Source organism: Hydrogenophaga palleronii NBRC 102513 (assembly GCF_001571225.1).
Lineage (GTDB): Bacteria > Pseudomonadota > Gammaproteobacteria > Burkholderiales > Burkholderiaceae_C > Hydrogenophaga > Hydrogenophaga palleronii.
Map to the genome: position 1 here is coordinate 12241 of NZ_BCTJ01000023.1, position 18356 is coordinate 30596.

The following is an 18356-nucleotide window of genomic DNA, read 5'->3' on the forward strand; positions in this document are numbered from 1 at the left end:
CCCCATGCGCCCTGCCGTTTCCCGCTTCCGCTCTCCGCTCGCACGGGCGGGCTGGCTTGCTGCCCTGGTGCTGGCCGGCACGCCGCTGGCCTCGCTGGCGCAAGGCTTCGCGGCCTACATCACGCCGCCGCGTTTCGAGGTGCAGGTGGCCCCCGGCCAGAACCTGCGCCAGGTGGTGGAAATCCACCACGTCGGCCCACAAACCGGCCACTACCGCATCTACACCAACGACTGGAGCTTCCTGCCCGACAACTCGGTGGTGTTCAGCAACGAGCTGGCGCCGGACAGCTGCCGGCCCTGGGTGGCGGTGGAGAAGCGCGAGCTGCAGATCGAACCCGGCGCACGCTACCGCTACCGCTTCGAGATCACGCCACCGGCCGGCACGCCGGCGCGCGAGTGCCGCTTCGCGCTGATGATCGAAGGCCTGGAGCCCTCGCAGGTCAAGGGCGACCTCAACTTCCCGGTGGGCGGGCGCATCGGCGTGATCGTCTACGCCAGCATCGGTGACGCCGCGCCACAGCTCGAAGTGGTCAGCAGCCGCACCGTCAACGTCAACGGCACGCCGACCCCGGTGGTCGAGGTGCGCAACCGCGGCAACGCCCACGGCCGCCTGGAGGGTTACCTCGACGGCACCGACGCCAACGGCGCGCGCCTGGAGATGGCGCCTGCCGACCTGCCGATCCTGCCGGGCGAAACGCGCAACGTTGCCATCGCCCCGGTCGCCGAACAGGGCAAGCCCTTGCCCACGATCCGCTTCCCGCTCAAGGTCAAGGGCAACCTGGAGTGGGGCAAGAACCGCATTCCGCTGGACGCGAGCTTTGCCCCATGATGAGGGCGGTGCTGCGCCCGATCCACTGCCTGCTGGCGCTGCTGGGTGCTTCCACCCCGTGGCTCCCGGCCTGGGCACAAGGCACCCCGACACCCACCGCGCCACCGGCCTATGTGGACCGCGTCATCGAAGGCCTGCCGCCCGAGCCGACGGCCGCGGCCGAGTCGCAGCCCTATGACCCGAGTGGCTGGCCGCGTTTCCTGCGGCTGGAGACCCGGCTCGGCACGCAGCCCTTCGACCAGAGCCACAAAACCCGCATCGGCTACGGCATCTACGGCCTGCTGGACACGCCCAACCACGGCACGTTGTCGATCGACGGCACCTACGCACCGCACGACAGCAGCGGTTCGCTCACGCTGCGCCAGCGTGCCATGCCGCTGTCCAACGGCTGGATGCTGAGCAACGAACTCGGTGTGATCACGCCGCCTTCGCCCGCCATCCTGCGCTTGCCCACCCGCATCTACCTGCCCACGGCCATCCTGCAAGGTGTCAGCACCGAATGGGAAAACCCGGGCAAGGGCCTGCAGCTGCAGGCCAGCACCGGCGAGCCCGGCCGGCTGGACTTTCTGCCCTCCAACGGCTTTCGCAAGCTGATGGGCCAGCGCACCACGTTCGGTGGCCAGTGGCGGATCAACGCCGACGACACCAACCCGCTGTCCACCCAGGGCTGGACGGTCGCGCTGCAACACGAAGACGCGCGCCGGGTCTCCAACCTCGACGTGCCCACGCAGCCCGGCGACATCGTCGACGCCAACGCCACCGTGCTGGCGCTGCGTTTCGAAGGCGCCGACCACCGCATCCAGGCGCAGGTGCTGCAGAGCCAGGCCAGCAACGTGAGCGGCTCGCGCAGCGGCTTCTGGATCGACGGCGAATGGGACGACGGCCCGCGCCGGCACGGCCTGGGCGCCTACCGCCTCGAGCGCGACCTGAGCTGGGCCAACCAGCCAATGGCCAACGACCTGGTGGGCGTCTACGCGCGCAGCAGCTGGCGCACGCGCCAGTGGTCGGCCGAAGGTTCGGTGGACTGGCTGGACTCGATCTCCGGGCGCAGCGACAGCGGTTACTTCGCCACCGGCTCGGCGCGCTGGCGCCTGGACCGCGACAACACCATCGGTGCCGGCGCCACGGTGCGCCACTTCGGGGGCGACGCCTGGAGCAGTTATGGCGACTGGCGTTTCCAGAACGGCTGGGGCAACAGCGGCCTGCGGCTGGAGTTCCAGCAGGCCGACAACGAAGCCGATGCGCGCTGGCTGACCTGGGACCAGGAGTGGCAGGTGCCGCAAGGCTGGAGCCTGTCCACCACGTTGGGTGTGGGCGCCTACGACGCCTACCAGAGCCGCCCGAAAGAGTCGGTCTGGCGCACGGCACTGAGCATGTCGGCGCCGATCACCGCCAAGGCCAGCCTGCGCGGCAACGTCAACACCGAGCGCAGCAACAACGGCCAGACGCGCTACAGCCTGAACCTGGGCGGCCACTGGCGCATCGACCAGCGCTGGAGCTTCGAAGCCAACTACAACCGCTACACCGGCCGCAACCGCTTCGACACCTCGCTCGACCCGCTGGCGCCTCCGGTCAACTTCTTCATCCCGCAGTCGGACCGCTCCTTCTACGCCGTGTTGCGCTACGAGCTTGAGGCCGGCAGCCGCAACGTGCCGCTGGGTGGGCGCGCCGCCGACGGTGGTGGCCGCATCGAAGGCACGGTGTACTTCGACGACAACCGCAGCGGCACCCAGGAAGCCAGCGAACAAGGCGTGCCCAACGTCACGGTCTACCTCGACAACCGTTACGCGGTGCGCACCGACAGCCAGGGCCGCTTCGAATTCCCGTTCGTCGCCAGCGGCCCGCGCACCGTCACCGTGCGCGGCGAAACCCTGCCGCTGCCCTGGAACGTGGTCAACCAGGGCCAGGCCCGGGTGGACGTGCGGTTGCGCGAGAGCGCCACGCTGTCGATACCGGTGCAGCGCACCGAATAACGCGCCGGGTGCCGCTCGACGGACGCTGCGCCGGCACACCGGCGCCGACTCAAGTTCCCGAAAGGGGGGTCGATAGTGGGTCATGTCCACCTCGAGATCCCTCACTCTTTCTGCACTGGCCGCCGGTGCACTGATGCTGGTGCCTGCCACCAGCATCGGGGAGAGCATGGTGACCAGCCGCGGCAACGCCAGCGCGGCGCTGGACTTCCGCATCATCATTCCGCCGGTCATGCGGGTGCTGGAGAACAGCCACCCGGTGGTGCTGGACGCCGAGGCCAATGGCGACTGGAGCGCGCAGCAGCGGCTGGTGGTGATGTCCAACCTCAAGCGCGGTTTCTGCGTCACCCTGCGCATGAGCGCCCCCGAGGTGGATGCCTGGCGCCTGCGCGCGGTGCAGGGCGACGGCCTGAACTTCAGCGCGGTCGACGACGGTTACCGCCTGTGCGCCGAGCGCGCCGGCCGCTACACCCTGCTGCTGGACCACGAGTTCGATGCCGCCGCCCGCCCATCCGGTGCCGGCCCATTGCGCTGGCCGGTGCAGACGGACATCGCGGCACTGTAAAAACCACCGCTCGCACCGGAGCGAAATGCCCCCTCCAGAGCGCACGGAACCGGCTCTGCCGGGCCGTAGCGTGCGCCCCCTTGAGGGGGGCGCGCGCAGCGCGGCGGGGGTGCTCCTACCTCGGCAACAGCGCCCACATCTGCAGCGGCTGCTTGAGCGCCGCGGCCGTGGTGTAGGCCTCGTCGTGCCAGTCGCCCCAGCCGGTGAACAGGTCGGCGCGCACCGCGCCGACGATGGCGCCGCCGGTGTCCTGCGCCAGCACCAGGCGCTGCAGGTTGAGCGTGGGCCCCTGCGTCGCCAGCCACACCGGCGTGCCGTAGGGAATGCTCTGCGGATCGACCGCAATGGAACGCCCCGGCGTGAGCGGCACGCCTTGCGCACCGCGCGGGCCGAAGCGCGCATCGAACTCGGACAAGGCCTCTTCGCGGAAGAACACCGTGCGCGGGTTGCTCCACAGCATCTGGTTCAGGCGTTGCGGGTTCTGCAATGCCCAGGCCTTGATGGCGGCCCACGACGGGTCGGTGATCGCGCGCTGGTCGAGCAACCAGCGGCCCACGCTCTGGTACGGGTGGCCGTTGTGCGCGGCAAAGGCCACGCGCACCTGGCGCGTGCGGCCATCGGCCTCGACGAGGTTCAGGCGGCCCGAACCCTGGATCTGCAGGATCAGCGCGTCGATCGGATCGGCCAGCCAGGCCAGCGCACGGCCCTGCAGCGCGGCCTGCGCGGCCGGCAGGGAATCGATCTCCTGCCGGCTGTACCAGGGCTGGCCGGCGCGCAGCCCGGCCGGCGGGCCGTAGAGCGGCACGCGGTAGGTGGCGCTGGGCACACGGCTGGCGGCCATGATGGGCTCGTAATACCCCGTCAGCAAACCGCTCGGCACTTCACCCGAGGTCTCGACCACGCGGTAGGGCTGGAAGCGGCGTTCCACCCAGGCCTGTTGTTCGGCCGCGGTGCCGATGCTCAGGCGGCGCAGCTCGGCGCAGGGCCCGGCCTGGCCCGGTGCCGGGCGTTCGCAGCCGCGCACCCAGGCGTTCCAGGCTTCGTGCAGGCTGTCCTGGCCCCAGCCGGGCAAGTCGCTCCAGCGCACCGGTTGCCACAGGCTCTTGCCGCGTTGCAGCGGCACCGCGGGGGCACCGTCGCCGGGGGCCGGCGTGGCCACCACTGGCGGTGGCGTGGTGCCACCCACCGGTGCGGGGGGGTAAGTCCGCGGGTCCACCGCGCAGGCGGCGAGGCTTCCTACAATGAGGGCCACCACGCCCCAGCGCAGCGCCATCAGGCCGCGCCCTTGCCCACCCACTCCGGAAGCACCGCCGCACCGCCCCATGACCCTGTTGTTGCTCGAAGCGCTCGGCGCGCTGTTGTTGTTCGTGTTCATCGTGTGGTGGACCATGTTTTCGGGGCGCAAGAAGGGTGAGTTGCCGGATGCCGCGGACAGTGAGAAAAAAGAAGCCGGGCAAGATCCGGCAGCGCCGCCTCCACGCGACTGAACCGCGCCCGCCTCACGGTGGCGGCCGCAACAGGTTGGCCAGCTCCACGGCCGACTTCACACCCATCTTGTCGAACACGCGCGAGCGGTGCACTTCCACCGTGCGCACGCTGATGTTGAGCTGGTCGGCCACCAGCTTGTTGGGCAGGCCGGCGATCACCAGGTCCATGACGTCGCGCTCGCGTTCGGTCAGGCCGTCGAGCCGCTGCTGCAGCCCGCGCCGCACCCGTTGTTCGGCCAGCACCCGGGCCGAGCGGTCCAGCGCCTGCTCCACCCGGTCCACCAGCGCGTTGTCGGAGAACGGCTTCTCGCAGAAATCGAAAGCCCCACGCTTGACCGCGTCCACCGCGGTCGGCACGTCGGCGTGGCCGGACAAAAAAATCACCGGCAACGCGGCCTGCCAGCGCAATTGCAGCAGGCGCTCGAACAGGGTCAGGCCGCTCATGCCGGGCATGCGCACGTCGAGCAGCACACAGCAGGGCGCCTGGGGCGCGTCGTTCCACACACCGGCGTCGGCCATGAAGGCTTCGGCGCTGTCGTAGCCTTCGCTGAGCAGGCGGCGCGTGCGCAGCAGCCAGGCCAGTGCTTCGCGCACCCCGGCATCGTCGTCGACGAGGTAGATCTTCGCGTCGGGGTGCTGCGTCATGGGGCGGATGATAGTGGAGGGCGCTCGGCGACCACGGCCGGCAGGGTGAAGCGAAACACCGTGCCGCGCGGCGGATTGTCTTCGTAGGTGAGCACGCCGCCGTGTTGTTCGATCACGGTGCGGCACAGGCTCAGGCCCAGGCCCATGCCTTCGGTGCGGGTGGTGAAGAAGGGCGTGAACAGCTTGGCCTTCACCTCGGCGCTCAGGCCCAGGCCGTGGTCGGCCACCGAGAAAGCCACCCAGGTCTTCTGCCGCTGGCCATCAGGTCCCTCGCCCGACTGCAGGCGCACCGCGCCCACCGACAGGCGCAGCACACGCAGGCCCGAGCCCGGCGCCGGGTCGCCCGGCGGCATGGACTGCACGCCGTTGCGCGCCAGGTTGAGCAGCACCTGCTCGACCATGGTGCGGTCGCACTGCACCGGTGGGCAGCCGGGCGCCACGTGGATGAACAGGCGGATGCCCTGCTTCTTGGCCTGCAGGCCGAGAAGCGGCAGGATGGCCTCGATCAGGCTGTGCGGCGTGACCGCCTCACGCACCTGCTCGCGCCGCCGCACGAAGTCGGCCACGCTCTTGATGACGCGCCCGGCGCGTTCGGCCTGTTCGCCAATGCGCCGCATGGCCTGCACCAGGTCGGCCTGCAGCGGGTCGCTGGCGGCGGGCCGGCCCGCCGCGGGCTCCAGCAGGTTGAGCGTGCCGCTGGCGTAGCTGGCAATGGCCGCCAGCGGCTGGTTGAGTTCGTGGCTCAGCAGCGAGGCCATCTCGCCCACCGTGGCCAGCCGGGCGGTGGCCTGCAGGCGTTCCTGCGAGGTGCGGTTGAGGTCTTCGACGCGGCGCTGCTCGGTCAGGTCGAGGATGGCGCTCATGAAGCCGGTCTGCTGGCCGGCCGCGTTGATCAGCGGCGCCTCGATGATCAGCACCGGGAAACGCGTGCCGTCGGGGCGCTGGAACAGGGACTCGTAGCCCTCGCGCGGCAGCGCCTGGTCGGCCAGCCGCATCATCTGGCGCTGTTGGTATTCGTCCACCAGCTCGGGCGGCCACCAGGGCGCGGGCAGGCCGGTGCCGACCAGCTGCTCGGCGCTCAGGCCGACCATGTCGCAGAAGGCAGGGTTCACGTAGGTGATGCGGCCGTCCATGTCGCGCGCGCGCAGGCCGGTCACCAGCGAGTCTTCCATCGCCTTGCGAAACGCCAGCGCCTCGGCCACCACCAGCTCGGCGCGCTGGCGCCGGCGGATGTCGCGCCCGAGCAGGAACAGCACCGACAGCAGCGCCAGCGAGAGCGCGCCCACCACCGCGGTGAGCACGTTGGGGAACAGGCCACGCGTGGCGCGCGGGCTCTTGAGTTGCAGCAGCAGGGTGTGGCCCGGCAGGTCGACCAGGGTGCGAGCGACCAGGGTGCGGCGCGACTCGGGCACCAGGCTGTGCAGCGCCAGCCGCGTGCCGTCGGCCTCGATGAAGCTCAGGCCGCGCCCGCGCAGCAGGGCGCGGTTGGTCATCTCGGACAACACGCCGGGCAAGGAATAGGTGGCGACCAGAAAACCGTTGGGCTGGCCGGCGCGCACCAGCGGCAGGCACATCTCGATCATCTCCACGCCCTGGCCGTCGCTCATCGGCCAGAAGTGGGTGTTGGAATAGGCCGGGCCCGACAGGCGCGTGGCGTTGTCGCAGGCCCGGCCGACTTCGGGCAGGGCCTGGTCGCGGCCGAGCAGGCCGAACATGTCGGGCATGTAGGGCGTGTCGCGCTGGGCCTGCAGCCGGCGCGCGCTGTCGCGCCATTCCACACGCACGATCTCGCGGTGCTGCACCAGCAGCTCGGCCGCCGGCACGCCCCAGGACTCGGGCGAAGGCACCACGCTGTAGAGCGACTGCAGGGTCTGCACGTTGCGCACCAGGTTGCTGCGGATGTCGTTGGCGATCGAGGCCGCGTCCTGGTCGAGCCCGGCCTGGTCGCGCGACTCTTCGTACTCGCCCGCCAGGAACACCAGCAGGCCGAGCACCGACACCACCAGCAACAGCATGGCGGCCCACAAGCGCCAGCGGCGCAAACGAAGTTGCTCGCGCCAGGCGTTCAGCCACTGCGGGCGCTGCATCGTGCGGCGTCCCTTCAGAGGCGGCGGTGCTGCAGCGAGGGCAGTTGTTCGCGCACGGTGCGCAGGCGCTGGATGTCCAGATCGGCCAGCACCACGCCCGGGCCTTCGGACTGCAAGGCCATCACCTCGCCCCAGGGGTCGATCACCATGCTGTGGCCCCAGGTGCGGCGGCCGTTCTCGTGCACGCCTCCCTGGGCGCTGGCGATCAGGAAGGCCTGGTTCTCGATCGCGCGGGCGCGCAGCAGCACCTCCCAGTGCGCCTGGCCGGTGGTGTGGGTGAAGGCCGCCGGCACCAGCAGGATGTCGGCCGCCAGCATGCGGTAGAGCTCACCGAAGCGCAGGTCGTAACAGACGCTCTGGCCAACGCGCCAGTGCTGGCCGCTCTGGTCGCGGCACTCGAACACGGTGGGTGTTTCACCGGCCACCAGCACCGTGCCTTCGTCGTAGTGCTCGCGCCCGTTGTCGTAGCGGAACAGGTGGATCTTGTCGTAGCGGCTCACGCTCTCGCCGCGGGGGTTGTAGGCCAGCGAGGCGTTGGCCGCGTGGCCCGGGTCGTCGGTGGCCATCGGCAGCGTGCCGCCAACCAACCAGAGCTTGAGGTCGCGCGCGGCGTCGGACAGGAAGTCCTGCACCGTGCCCAGGCCCGGGGTTTCGGCCAGCAGCAGCTTGTCTTCGTCGCGCGCGCCCATGAAGCAGAAGTACTCGGGCAGCACCGCGAGTTCGGCGCCAGCCGCCGCGGCCTGGCGCAGCAGGCGCATGGCTTCGCTGAGATTGGCGTCGAGGCTGATGCCCGAGACCATCTGGATGGCGGCGACTTTCATGAGGAAATCCTTTCGGGCGAACGGGCGAAGCAGCGTTGGCGGGACGCAGGGCCCGCAGCAGGGCCACAGCTTACTGCAGCACGCCGGTGGTCGGGTCGCGCAAGGCGGCGGCCGGCGTGGGCGCCGGGCGCTCGACCTTCTCGACCTGCGGATCGGCCCAGGTGCCGGTGATGCGGAACTCCTGCGTGGCGGCCGACTGCAGCGGCTGGCGCAACAGGAACTGGGCCAGGAAACTGCCCAGGCCGATGGCGGGGTTGATGGCGGTGGCGATCAGCGAGGCGGTGCCGGCGTTGATCTCGGGCACCACCACCACCTTGAGGGCTTGCTGCTCGCGCGCGATGTCGGCACTGCCCTCCATCAGCACGGCGGCATTCACGCCCTTCATCTGCAGGTTGTTGGTGTGCAGCACGCCCTGCTCGACGCGCGCGTCGCCGCGCACGAAGTCAAACGCGAAACCTTCGGAGAAGACGTCGCGGAAATCCAGCGCCAGCCGCCGCGGCAGCGACTGCAGGCTGAGCACACCGAGCAGGCGCGCAGCCCCCGGGTCGGCCTTGAGGAACTGGCCGCGCTCGATGTCGGCGTGGAGCTGGCCGGTCATGCTGGGGTAGTCGATGGCCAGCGGCGAGCCGACCCAGCCGATGTTGCCCTCCAGCCGGCCCTTGCCGCCACGCACCAGGCCGTCGCGGCCGAAGCGGGTGAGCAGGCGGCCGGCGTCGTCGATGTCGAGCCGGAAGTTCAGCACCGTGCGGCGCTGCGCACCGCCGCTGCCGCCGCCCGTGCCAGCCCAGTTGCCGGTGGCGCTCAGGCGCGCCTCGGGCGCGTCGAGCCGGAGTTTGGTCAGGCGCCATTCGCTGCCGCGCAGCGGTCCGCCGCGGTTGACGGCCTCGACCTCGACCCGGCCCAGGCTGCGGCCGGAGAGGTTGAAGTCGTCCACCACGATGTCCAGCGAAGGCACGCTGGTGGTGGGTTGCGACAGCAGGGTCTCGACCTCGCTGGCCGCCGCCGGCGCCAGGTGCAGGCGCTTGAGCCGCGCGTACACATTGCCCGCCGTGCCGGCGCCGGCCTGGCGCATCGAGAGGTAACCGGCCAGCTCATCGGCCTCCACATTGGCCTGCCACTGCGCGCCGTCGCGCGTGCCGCCCAGCACCACCTTGTTGAAGCGGTGGCCGTGCACCGTGATCCGGTCGGCCCGCAGCGACAGCGTGGTGGGCAGGTAGGCCTGGCTGCCGGCGACGTCGTTGGCCACCGGGTTCGCGCGCGCCGCTGCCGGCAGGGGCGGCAACGCGGTGGCGCCGGCCATGGTGCTGCTGCTGCGCGGCTCGGCCACAGTGCTGCCGTTGCCGACGCGCTCCCAGGCGTCCAGATCCACCTGCCCCAGTAGCACCTGGCCGCTCACGCCTTGCGCCGGCAGCGCGGCGGTGGTGGCCTCGGTGCCCGCGCCCAGCACCACCGCGCCACGCAGCACGCGCGGTTCGGCACTGGCGCCGCTGCGCTCGCGCTCGTAGCGCAGCGACAGCACCGGCGCGAGCGCGCTGCCGACCTGCACCACCAGCCGGTCGGTGCGCGCGTTGCCGTCGACCACGCTCAACACGCTGTTCTCGTAGTGCAGCGGCAGCGTGGCCTCGGCGCTCTTGTTCAGCGGCGCGGGCAGGTTCATCGCCAGGCCCTGCAGGTTGCTGTGGATCTGCAGCTCGGGCACACCCCCACGAAAACCGAGCTGGGCGGTGTAGGCGGCGCTGCCGCTGGCGTGCTGGAACAGGCGCGAGACGGCACCCAGGCCGCCGTCGCGCAGGCCTTCGGCACTGGCCACACCCTGGCCGCGGAACTGCACCACCGGCGCGGCACCGGCCGTGGCGGGCTGCATGCCGCCTTCAAAACGCAGCTCACCGCCGTACACGCGGGCCTGGCCGGCCTGCACCGAGAAGCCGCGTTCGCTGAACCCGAGCTGGCCGCTGGCCTGCGCCAGCAACGGCGAGTCGGGGCTGAACTGCAGGTCGTTGCGCTCCAGCTTCACCGTGCCGTTGACCTGCGTGTGCTCGGCATCCAGCAGCGGCACCTTGAGCGAGAAACCAACCTGCGCCACACCGCCGGCGCGCGCCTGCGCCAGCGCCTCGCCTGTCATGGCGTTCAGGGGCGATTGCTGCACGAAGCCCAGGGCCTCGTGCGCCGGCCCCTGGGCCTGGGCGTCCACCAGCAGCACGGCCTGGTGACCGAGGTCGGCAATGCCGACCCGGCCCTGGCTCAGGCGCACGCCGGGCGCGCCCACCACGCCGCCTTCGAGCTTGCCGAGCTGCAGCGACACGCGATCGAGCACCAGCTCGCCCGAAACGCCGCGCAGCGCCGGCCAGCTCGCCGGCTTGCTGGCCGCAGGGCCGCTGTGTTGACCGGCCGCGTGCAGGTAGTCCGGCAGGTAGTCGAAGTCCACGTTCTGCAGCGGCGCGGTGATGCGGAACTCGCCGCGCTCACCGGGTTTGTCGAACGGCACGTGATCGACCAGGCCGGCGACACGGAACACCACCTTGTTCGAGCGCCCGCCGCGCACCGCCTCGCGCACATAGGTGCGCGCATCGGCGTTCACCGTGAGCGGCAGGTAGCGGTGCACGCGCGTGGCGTCGGCGCGGGTGAGGGTGGCGTTGAGGTCGAGCACGCCGGGGAAGCGCGACGCGCCAGAACCCGGCGTCGCCTCGCCGGTGTGCCAGGTCAGCTGGCCCGTGCCTTCGGCGTCGGCGTTGGACAGGCGCAGCTTGTCCACCTGCAGTTCGATGTGTTCGCCCTGCACGCGCCAGACCGCCTCGGCCTGCAGGCTGTCGAGCGGGATGCGCGGGTCTTCAAACACGTCGGGCAGTTCCAGCGCACCCTGCACCACGCTGAGCTGGGCGCGGCCGCCGGCCTGGTTGAGATCAAAGTCCACGGTGGCACCCGAGATGCCGGGCCGCCCGGGCAACGGGTAACGCCCGCTGACCGACATGCGACCGCTGGGCTCACCCGCCAGCGCCAGGCCGACGGCGCGGCCGCGCGCCTGGTAGGTCTCGGGTGGCCAGGCCGCGCCCGGGGCCTGGCCGGCGCGTTCCTGCCAGCGCGCCGACAGGCCGTCGATGCGGCCGGCCGGCTGCAGCTGGGCCAGGCGCCGGTGCAGCTCGGCCGGCAGCGGCAGGCGGCTGGCGATGGCCGCCAGCGCGCCCAGATCCAGCCGCTCGGCGCTCAGCTCGGTGCTGGCGCCATGGCCGCCGAGGGCGGCGTTGTGCTGCAGGCTCAGGCGGCCGCTCGGCCATTGCAGGCCTTCGCGGGTGCGCAGGCGCAGGTCGTCGGTGGAGAACTTGAAGCCGGCTTCCGACCACTGCGCGAGCAGCCGGCCCTGCAACTCGTCGAGCGCCAGCGGCGGCAGGTCGCGGCCGAGCCGGGCATCAACGTCGCGCAGCGCGAGGTCGGCGGTGAGGCCGGCCACGGCGCCGTCCACCACCTCGGCCCAGGCGCGCAGCGCACCCCGGCCGGCCTGCACCTCCACGCCCCAGGTGGAGAGGTCCACATGGGCGCGCAGCTGCGCCACGTCCACATGGGTGAAGTCGGCATACAGCTCGCCGCCCCAGCGCCGCCAGGGCAGGGCGCCGGCCGGCTGCGGGCCGAGTTCGAGGTCGATCAGGGGTTCGCGCAGGCGCCCGAGCAGGCTCAGGCGTTCGCCCCACTCGGGCGGCGGCGTGGCGTCGAGGCGGAACTGGTGGGTGCGGGCGGTATTGCGCACGACCAGCGAGAGCTCGGCCAGCGCCAGCGGCGGCCGGGCGCGCAGATCGTCGGTCCAGCGCACGGTGCCGCCGCGGATGACGAACTCGCGCAAGGAGAAGAAGCTGTCGGCGGCGCTGCCGTCGTGCCCGCCCTCGCCACCGATGTCCAGCCCGGCCACTTCGATGCGGCCTTGCGCGGTGCGGCGCACGTCGAGCACGGGCTGGTCGATCACCACCTGCTCGAAGCTGCCACGCCAGAGCGAGCGCACCGACACCGCGGTGCGCACCAACGGCAGGTGCAGGGCGACGCGGCCTTGCGGGTCGAACAGCTGCACGTCGCGCAGTTCAAAAGAGGGCATCAGCGCGGGCAGCCAGGCCACGCCGTCGGCGCTGTGTTCGGCGCGGATTTCACCCACTTTCACCGGTGCCCCTACGCTCTGGCTGGCCCAGCGTTCCAGCTCGGGACGCCATTCGCCGATTCGGGGCACAATCCACCAATTCAGCGCGCCCCAGCTCAACACGAACAGGGCCCACGCCAGAAACACGGCCCACAAACCCACCCGGGCAGCCAGCGCAAGCATCTTGAGTGGGGTTCGCCGGGCAGAGGCGATGGGAGCCGGGCTTTGATTCATGTCCACCGCAAATTATGACGGCCAGCCACACCACAGGTTCCGCAGCGGACGAAGCCGCTTTGTCAACAAATGTGAGGTCCTGCCGAACCTTGTCGGAGGTTGATCGCCAGGCCGACCATTCGCGCTTCGTGCAGCGCGTGCGCCGGCGTTATGCGGCCGAGCTGGCCTGCCTGCCCGAAGGGGCGCCGGAACACGCCAGCATGCAGGTGGCACTGGCCCGGCTGCGCGAGCAGGGCCTGGCGCTGCCGGCGGCCTTGCGCGTGCTGCGCCAGCTGGTGCTGGAGCGCCTGGTGGTGCTGGACTGCGAGCAGGCCGCTGCGCTGAACGTGGTGACGCGCGCCGTCACCGAACTGGCCGAACTCGCGCTCGACGCCGCCTGCGCCCTGGCCTTTGCCGACCTCGACGAACTGCATGGCGCGCCGCTCGGGCAGACGCCACAGGGCCAGCCCCAGCGCGCCCAGCTGTGGGTGATCGGCATGGGCAAGCTCGGTGCGCGCGAGCTCAATGTGTCGAGCGACATCGACCTGATCTACGTCTACGACCAGGACGGCGACACCGCCGGCAACGCGCAGGGCCGCAACCGCATCAGCAACCACGAGTACTTCGGCAAGGCGGTCAAACACATCTACAACACCATCGGCGAAACCACCGAACACGGCAACGTGTTCCGCGTCGATCTGGCGCTGCGGCCCAACGGCAACTCGGGCCCGAGCGCGGTCTCGGCCGGCGCGCTGGAAGAGTATTTCCTGGTGCAGGGCCGCGAGTGGGAACGTTTTGCCTGGCTCAAGAGCCGCGTGATCGCACCCGTGGCCAACGTGCGTGACGGCAGCGCCAGCGCGCTGCGCGGCACGGTGCTGCCCTTCGTCTTCCGGCGTTACCTCGACTACGGCGTGTTCGACGCCCTGCGCGTGCTGCACCGCCAGATCCGCGACCACGCCTCGAAGCGTGCGGCCGGCAACCCGGGGCGCTCGAACGACGTCAAGCTCTCACGCGGCGGCATCCGCGAGATCGAGTTCACCGTGCAGCTGCTGCAGGTGGTGCGCGGCGGCCAGTTCCCCGAGCTGCGCACCCGCCCCACGCTGGACGCGCTGCAGCGCCTGTGCAAGGCCGGGCTGATGCCGCAGAGCACCGCCACCGCCCTGGCCGAGGCCTATGAGTTCCTGCGCCGGGTCGAGCACCGCATCCAGTACCTGGACGACCAGCAGACCCACGTCATCCCGACACGCGACGACGACCTGGCCTGGATCGCCGCCTCGCTGCAATACCCGGACGTCTGCGCCTTCCTGCACGCGCTGGACGCGCACCGCGAACTGGTGGCACAGGAGTTCGACACCCTGCTCGGCGGCCCGACCCATGGCGGCTGCAACGGCAAGAAGGGCTGCAGCAACAAGAACGGCGCCCAGGGCCGCAGTGCGGACGACCTGCAGAGCGTGCTGGAGCAGCTGCCGGCCGCCTTCGCCGCCCGCGTGGCGCAATGGGCCGGCCACCCGCGTGTGCTGGCCTTGCGCGAAGACACCCGCGCGCGCCTGGTGCGGCTGGTACAGCGCACCGGCGCGTGGCTCGACGAAGGCCGCGTGAGCGAAGAGGCGGCGCTGCGCATGGCCGACTGGATCGAGCCCCTGATGCGCCGCGAGAGTTACCTCGCCCTGCTGCAGGAACGGCCGTCGGTGCACGAACGCCTGCTGCGCCTGCTGGGCGCGGCCCGCTGGCCGGCGCGTTACCTCATTCAGCACCCGGGCGTGATCGACGAACTGGCCAGCCCCGAACTGTTGACCGAGCGCTTCGACGCCGCGCAGTTCGAGGCCGAGCTCGAAGCCCGCCGCACGGCGTTGCGCTCCACTGGCGAAGACGACGAGGAGGCCCTGCTCAACCTGATGCGCCGCGCCCACCACGCCGAGGTCTTCCGCACCCTGGCGCGCGACCTCGAGAAAGTGCTGAGCGTGGAGCAGGTGGCCGACGACCTGTCGGCCCTGGCCGACGCGGTGCTGCGCACCACCGCGCGCTGGTGCTGGGACCGGTTGAAGAACCGCCACCGCGAACACCCCAGCTTCGCCATCATTGGTTACGGCAAGCTCGGCGGCAAGGAGCTGGGCTACGGCAGCGACCTCGACATCGTGTTCGTCTACGAAGACGAGGACGACCACGAGAACGCCTCGGAAATCTACGCCGCCTTCGTGCGCAAGATGATCAACTGGCTGACCGTCAAGACCAGCGAAGGCGACCTGTTCGAGATCGACACCGCACTGCGACCCAACGGCAACTCCGGCCTGCTGGTCAGCAGCTTCACCGCCTACGCCAACTACCAGCAGCAACGCGGCAGCAACACCGCCTGGACCTGGGAACACCAGGCCATGACGCGCGCGCGCTTCGTGCTCGGCGGCGCGGCGCTGGCCAGCCGTTTCGACGCCGTGCGCGAGGCCGTCATCACCGCCGAACGCGATGCCGACTCATTGGCGGCTGAAATCGTGGCCATGCGCGCCAAGGTGCGCGCTGCCCACCCGGTGCGCGGCACGCGCTTCGATGTGAAACACAGCCCGGGCGGCATGGTCGACGTGGAGTTCGCCGTGCAGTACCTGGTGCTGCTGCATTCACGCGCCCACCCCGAGCTGCGCGCCAACACCGGCAACATCAACCTGCTGTGGCGCGCCGAGGCCGCCGGCCTGCTGGCGCCCGGCATGGGCGAAGCCGCGGCCCAGGCCTACCGCGAGCTGCGCCAGATCCAGCACCGCGCACGGCTGGACGAAGCCCCCACCCAGGTGGAGGCAGACGAAGTGCAGGCCGCGGTGCAGGCCGTGCTGGCGTTGTGGCAACACGTGCTGGGGCGCGCGGCGACACCATGAGCGCCCTGGTCGCGAGCAGCAAACGCAGCAGCGGCGACCGCCCCGGTGGTTTCATGGCCTGGCTCGCGCGCCACAGCTGGTTGCTGCTCTGCGCGCTGCACGCACTGGCCAGCCTGCTGGTCTGGACCTGGCGCGGCGGCGCGCTCGACAGCCTGGTCTGGTACGCCACCGACTGGACGACCCACGCCTGGACACTCTGGACCAGCGCCTGGGTGCACCTGAACATGGCCCACCTGCTAAGCAACCTGCTCGCGCTCGGCGCCCTGGCCACGCTGGGTTGGGCGGTGCGGCCCAGCCTGCCCTGCACGCTGGCCTGGTTGCTGGCCTGGCCGCTGGCGCAGGCCTCGCTGCTGCTGTGGCCCAAGGTCGGTTATGCGGTCGGCCTGTCGGGCCTGATGCACGCCGGCACCATGGTGATCGCGGTGCAGATCGCACTCGACCGCATCCCGATCCGCGGCGCGCGCTTCTGGGGCGGGCTGCTGGTGATGGGCGCGAGCACCAAGGTGCTGCTGGAAGAGGGCTGGTCCCGCCCGGTGGTCTGGGACGCCAGCAACGGCATGCCGGTGGTGCAGGCAGGCCACCTCACCGGCATCGTCTGGGGCGCACTGCTGGGGCTGCTGGTGGCCTGCCTGCCCACCTCGGCCTCGCGCCCGGCCGCCAGATACTGAGTCGGCCACCCGAACAACAAAAAAGCCCGCCGAAGCGGGCTTTTTGTTTCGCGCCGGGGCGCTCAGGCCGCCGTGGGTGCGCCGCCCGCCGACATCGCTTTGCGGAAGCGGTTCAGGTCCTGCACGCTCTTGAAGCTCTGCTCCATCAGCAGGCTCATGTTGTGCAGGATGCGCTCGACCACCTTGGTTTCCCAGACGGCGTCGAACTTGATCTGCGTGTCCAGCCAGTGCTCCAGCCACTCGGGGTTGGGCAGGCGGCTCTGGATGGTGTCGTTCGGGAACAGGGCCTTGTTCACGTGCAGGTTGGTCGGGTGCAGGGCCTGCGCGGTGCGCCGCGCACTGGCCATCAGCACACCCACCTTGGCGAACGCGGCGCGGGCCTCGTTGCCGAACTTGCCGATGGCGCGTTTCATGTAGCGCAGGTAGGCGCCACCGTGGCGGGCTTCGTCCTGGCTGAGGGTGCTGTAGATCTTCTTGATGACGGGTTCGGAGTGCCATTCGCTGGCGCGGCGGTACCAGTGGTTGAGGCGGATCTCGCCGCAGAAGTGCAGCATCAGCGTCTCCAGCGGCGGCGCCGGATCAAAGTCGAAACGGATGTCGTGCAGCTCCTGCTCGGTGGGCACCAGGTCGGGCCGGAAGCGGCGCAGGTATTCCATCAGCACCAGCGAGTGCTTTTGCTCTTCGAAGAACCAGATCGACATGAAGGCCGAGAAGTCGGAGTCGTCGCGGTTGTCGCGCAGGAACATCTCGGTGGCCGGCAACGCCGCCCACTCGGTGATGGCATTCATCTTGATGGTCTGGGCCTGCTCGTCCGTCAAGGCACTGGCATCGAACTGGTCCCAGGGGATGTCCTTTTCCATGTCCCAGCGCACGGATTCGAGTTGCTTGAAGAGTTCAGGGTAGAGCATGGTGGTCCTTCAGTAACGCGAACATTCTATTCGGCGGGCCCTTGCCGGGTTCCCAACCCCCCAGGGTATGGGGCAGGCGCGGGCGCGGAAAGTTCCGGCTCCGTGTGTTGAATCCGATCCGCCGGCACCTGCGTAAAACCAGACGGGCGCTGCGCACAAGAGTCTGCACGCTGGCGTTGTATCCGGGGCCGTGATGGAATGATTTTTTTGATTTGAGGAGTCGACACCATGAACCTGCCTGAAACACCCCGCCCGAGCCGTTCCACCCGGGCCACGGCCCTCGCCAGCCTGCTGCTCGGCCTGGGCGCCGCCGCCACCGGCCTGCCCGCCGCGGCACAGACACCTTCGCCACCCCAGGCCGCGGCCGCAGCCCCGGCCTGCCCCACGCTGCTGCAGCACGGCTTCGACCGGCTGCAGGACGAAAAGCCGCAGTCGCTCTGCCAGTACACCGGCAAGGTGGTGCTGGTGGTGAACACCGCGAGCTTCTGCGGCTTCACCAAACAGTACGAGGGCCTGGAGGACCTGCACGCCCGTTACCAGGCCCGGGGCCTGGTGGTGCTGGGTTTCCCGTCCAACGACTTCGGCAACCAGGAGCCGGGCAACAACCAGGCGATTGCCGACTTCTGCGAAAACACCTTCGGCGTGAAGTTTCCGATGTTCAGCAAGACCAGCGTGGTCGGGCGCAACACCAACCCGCTGTTCCGCCAGCTGGCCGCCAAGACCGGGGAAAGCCCACGCTGGAACTTCCACAAATACCTGATCGGGCGCGACGGCCAGACCGTGCACAGCTACGGCAGCGGCGTCGAACCGAAGAACCCGGCGCTTGTAAAAGACATAGAAAAGCTTCTCGAGGCCAAAATGTGACTGTATAGTCACGATAAAAACCAATGAGTATGAATTCGCTGTTTTCCACCCCTGTCCCATGGCGCGCTGTCTCCAAAGCGACGCGGCGCCATGGGCGCCGGAACTTTTGTGCCGCGTCCGGCGTCGTACTGCCCAGGTTGGCCAGCGTGCCAGCCACAGGGTTCCGTTTTGTACTGCGAAGCCTTCCGGGTTCATGTGATCCGGTTGAAATCCCAAGGCGCTTCTCCTCCTCCCTCCCTCCCTTGTTCGTCTGGGGGCGCTTCGCGGTCTTTTGTACATGGCACGGCGGCAGGCACACCCGAGCGGGTGCCGCTGCCCCGC

The 18356-nt window shown here is 70.1% G+C and carries 13 protein-coding genes; 7 read left to right on the top strand and 6 right to left on the bottom strand.

The window, feature by feature from the left end; genetic code table 11:
* Positions 1 to 4 precede the first annotated feature (4 nt).
* The 3 genes from HPA01S_RS15530 to HPA01S_RS15540 all read left to right on the top strand — a co-directional run bounded on the left by HPA01S_RS15530 (position 5) and on the right by HPA01S_RS15540 (position 3364).
* On the top strand, positions 5 to 829 hold the full coding sequence (locus HPA01S_RS15530) for a COG1470 family protein (protein WP_066271675.1): 825 nt from the start codon (positions 5 to 7) through the stop codon (positions 827 to 829).
* Positions 826 to 2802 carry a carboxypeptidase-like regulatory domain-containing protein gene (locus HPA01S_RS15535; protein ID WP_157085055.1) on the top strand — a complete coding sequence of 659 codons (1977 nt, stop codon included), beginning with the start codon at positions 826 to 828 and terminating at the stop codon, positions 2800 to 2802. Before HPA01S_RS15530 ends, HPA01S_RS15535 begins: the two co-directional genes overlap by 4 nt.
* An 82-nt stretch (positions 2803 to 2884) precedes the next feature.
* Complete coding sequence (locus HPA01S_RS15540) at positions 2885 to 3364, top strand: hypothetical protein (RefSeq protein ID WP_157085056.1); 480 nt, start codon at positions 2885 to 2887, stop codon at positions 3362 to 3364.
* 115 nt (positions 3365 to 3479) lie between these two features.
* On the opposite strand, the gene mltA is transcribed toward HPA01S_RS15540, so the two are convergent.
* Positions 3480 to 4754 (bottom strand): murein transglycosylase A, encoded by a 1275-nt coding sequence (mltA, locus tag HPA01S_RS15545; protein WP_084360728.1) that lies wholly within the window; start codon positions 4752 to 4754, stop codon positions 3480 to 3482.
* Here mltA and HPA01S_RS23375 point away from each other — a divergent pair.
* Entirely contained in the window at positions 4687 to 4851 is a 165-nt protein-coding gene (locus HPA01S_RS23375) for a hypothetical protein (RefSeq protein ID WP_169801540.1), read from the top strand. The two genes, mltA and HPA01S_RS23375, sit on opposite strands and share 68 nt — an antisense overlap.
* 12 nt (positions 4852 to 4863) lie before the next feature.
* On the opposite strand, the gene HPA01S_RS15550 is transcribed toward HPA01S_RS23375, so the two are convergent.
* From HPA01S_RS15550 to HPA01S_RS15565, 4 genes are all read right to left on the bottom strand, one after another.
* On the bottom strand, positions 4864 to 5496 hold the full coding sequence (locus tag HPA01S_RS15550) for a response regulator transcription factor (RefSeq protein ID WP_066271679.1): 633 nt from the start codon (positions 5494 to 5496) through the stop codon (positions 4864 to 4866).
* Positions 5493 to 7583 (bottom strand): two-component system sensor histidine kinase NtrB, encoded by a 2091-nt coding sequence (locus HPA01S_RS15555; RefSeq protein WP_066271680.1) that lies wholly within the window; start codon positions 7581 to 7583, stop codon positions 5493 to 5495. The genes HPA01S_RS15550 and HPA01S_RS15555 overlap by 4 nt, the downstream gene beginning before the upstream one ends.
* Before the next feature lie 14 nt (positions 7584 to 7597).
* A complete protein-coding gene (locus HPA01S_RS15560) occupies positions 7598 to 8404 on the bottom strand; it encodes a carbon-nitrogen hydrolase family protein (RefSeq protein WP_066271681.1) in 807 nt (268 codons plus the stop codon).
* A gap of 70 nt (positions 8405 to 8474) precedes the next feature.
* Positions 8475 to 12755: a YhdP family protein gene (locus tag HPA01S_RS15565; RefSeq protein ID WP_066271682.1), complete on the bottom strand. Its 4281-nt coding sequence runs from the start codon at positions 12753 to 12755 to the stop codon at positions 8475 to 8477.
* Positions 12756 to 12769: 14 nt separating this feature from the next.
* Here HPA01S_RS15565 and glnE point away from each other — a divergent pair, with 14 nt between their 5' ends.
* Entirely contained in the window at positions 12770 to 15595 is a 2826-nt protein-coding gene (gene glnE / locus HPA01S_RS15570) for a bifunctional [glutamate--ammonia ligase]-adenylyl-L-tyrosine phosphorylase/[glutamate--ammonia-ligase] adenylyltransferase (protein ID WP_084360726.1), read from the top strand.
* Positions 15592 to 16263, top strand: coding sequence for a rhomboid family intramembrane serine protease (locus HPA01S_RS15575; protein ID WP_066271683.1), 672 nt, complete (start codon positions 15592 to 15594; stop codon positions 16261 to 16263). The genes glnE and HPA01S_RS15575 overlap by 4 nt, the downstream gene beginning before the upstream one ends.
* Before the next feature lie 62 nt (positions 16264 to 16325).
* Here HPA01S_RS15575 and HPA01S_RS15580 read toward each other — a convergent pair whose 3' ends face one another.
* A complete protein-coding gene (locus tag HPA01S_RS15580) occupies positions 16326 to 17171 on the bottom strand; it encodes a ferritin family protein (protein ID WP_066271684.1) in 846 nt (281 codons plus the stop codon).
* 228 nt (positions 17172 to 17399) lie between these two features.
* Here HPA01S_RS15580 and HPA01S_RS15585 point away from each other — a divergent pair, with 228 nt between their 5' ends.
* Positions 17400 to 18035: a glutathione peroxidase gene (locus HPA01S_RS15585; RefSeq protein ID WP_066271685.1), complete on the top strand. Its 636-nt coding sequence runs from the start codon at positions 17400 to 17402 to the stop codon at positions 18033 to 18035.
* Positions 18036 to 18356 lie beyond the last annotated feature (321 nt).

Bases quoted from the DNA above. Each gene is read 5' to 3' on its own strand.
- HPA01S_RS15530 (WP_066271675.1), top strand. From the start codon at position 5: ATGCGCCCTGCCGTTTCCCGCTTCCGCTCTCCGCTCGCACGGGCGGGC.
- HPA01S_RS15535 (WP_157085055.1), top strand. From the start codon at position 826: ATGATGAGGGCGGTGCTGCGCCCGATCCACTGCCTGCTGGCGCTGCTG.
- HPA01S_RS15540 (WP_157085056.1), top strand. From the start codon at position 2,885: ATGTCCACCTCGAGATCCCTCACTCTTTCTGCACTGGCCGCCGGTGCA.
- HPA01S_RS23375 (WP_169801540.1), top strand. From the start codon at position 4,687: ATGACCCTGTTGTTGCTCGAAGCGCTCGGCGCGCTGTTGTTGTTCGTG.
- mltA (WP_084360728.1), bottom strand. From the start codon at position 4,754: ATGGTCCACCACACGATGAACACGAACAACAACAGCGCGCCGAGCGCT.
- HPA01S_RS15550 (WP_066271679.1), bottom strand. From the start codon at position 5,496: ATGACGCAGCACCCCGACGCGAAGATCTACCTCGTCGACGACGATGCC.
- HPA01S_RS15555 (WP_066271680.1), bottom strand. From the start codon at position 7,583: ATGCAGCGCCCGCAGTGGCTGAACGCCTGGCGCGAGCAACTTCGTTTG.
- HPA01S_RS15560 (WP_066271681.1), bottom strand. From the start codon at position 8,404: ATGAAAGTCGCCGCCATCCAGATGGTCTCGGGCATCAGCCTCGACGCC.
- HPA01S_RS15565 (WP_066271682.1), bottom strand. From the start codon at position 12,755: ATGAATCAAAGCCCGGCTCCCATCGCCTCTGCCCGGCGAACCCCACTC.
- glnE (WP_084360726.1), top strand. From the start codon at position 12,770: ATGACGGCCAGCCACACCACAGGTTCCGCAGCGGACGAAGCCGCTTTG.
- HPA01S_RS15575 (WP_066271683.1), top strand. From the start codon at position 15,592: ATGAGCGCCCTGGTCGCGAGCAGCAAACGCAGCAGCGGCGACCGCCCC.
- HPA01S_RS15580 (WP_066271684.1), bottom strand. From the start codon at position 17,171: ATGCTCTACCCTGAACTCTTCAAGCAACTCGAATCCGTGCGCTGGGAC.
- HPA01S_RS15585 (WP_066271685.1), top strand. From the start codon at position 17,400: ATGAACCTGCCTGAAACACCCCGCCCGAGCCGTTCCACCCGGGCCACG.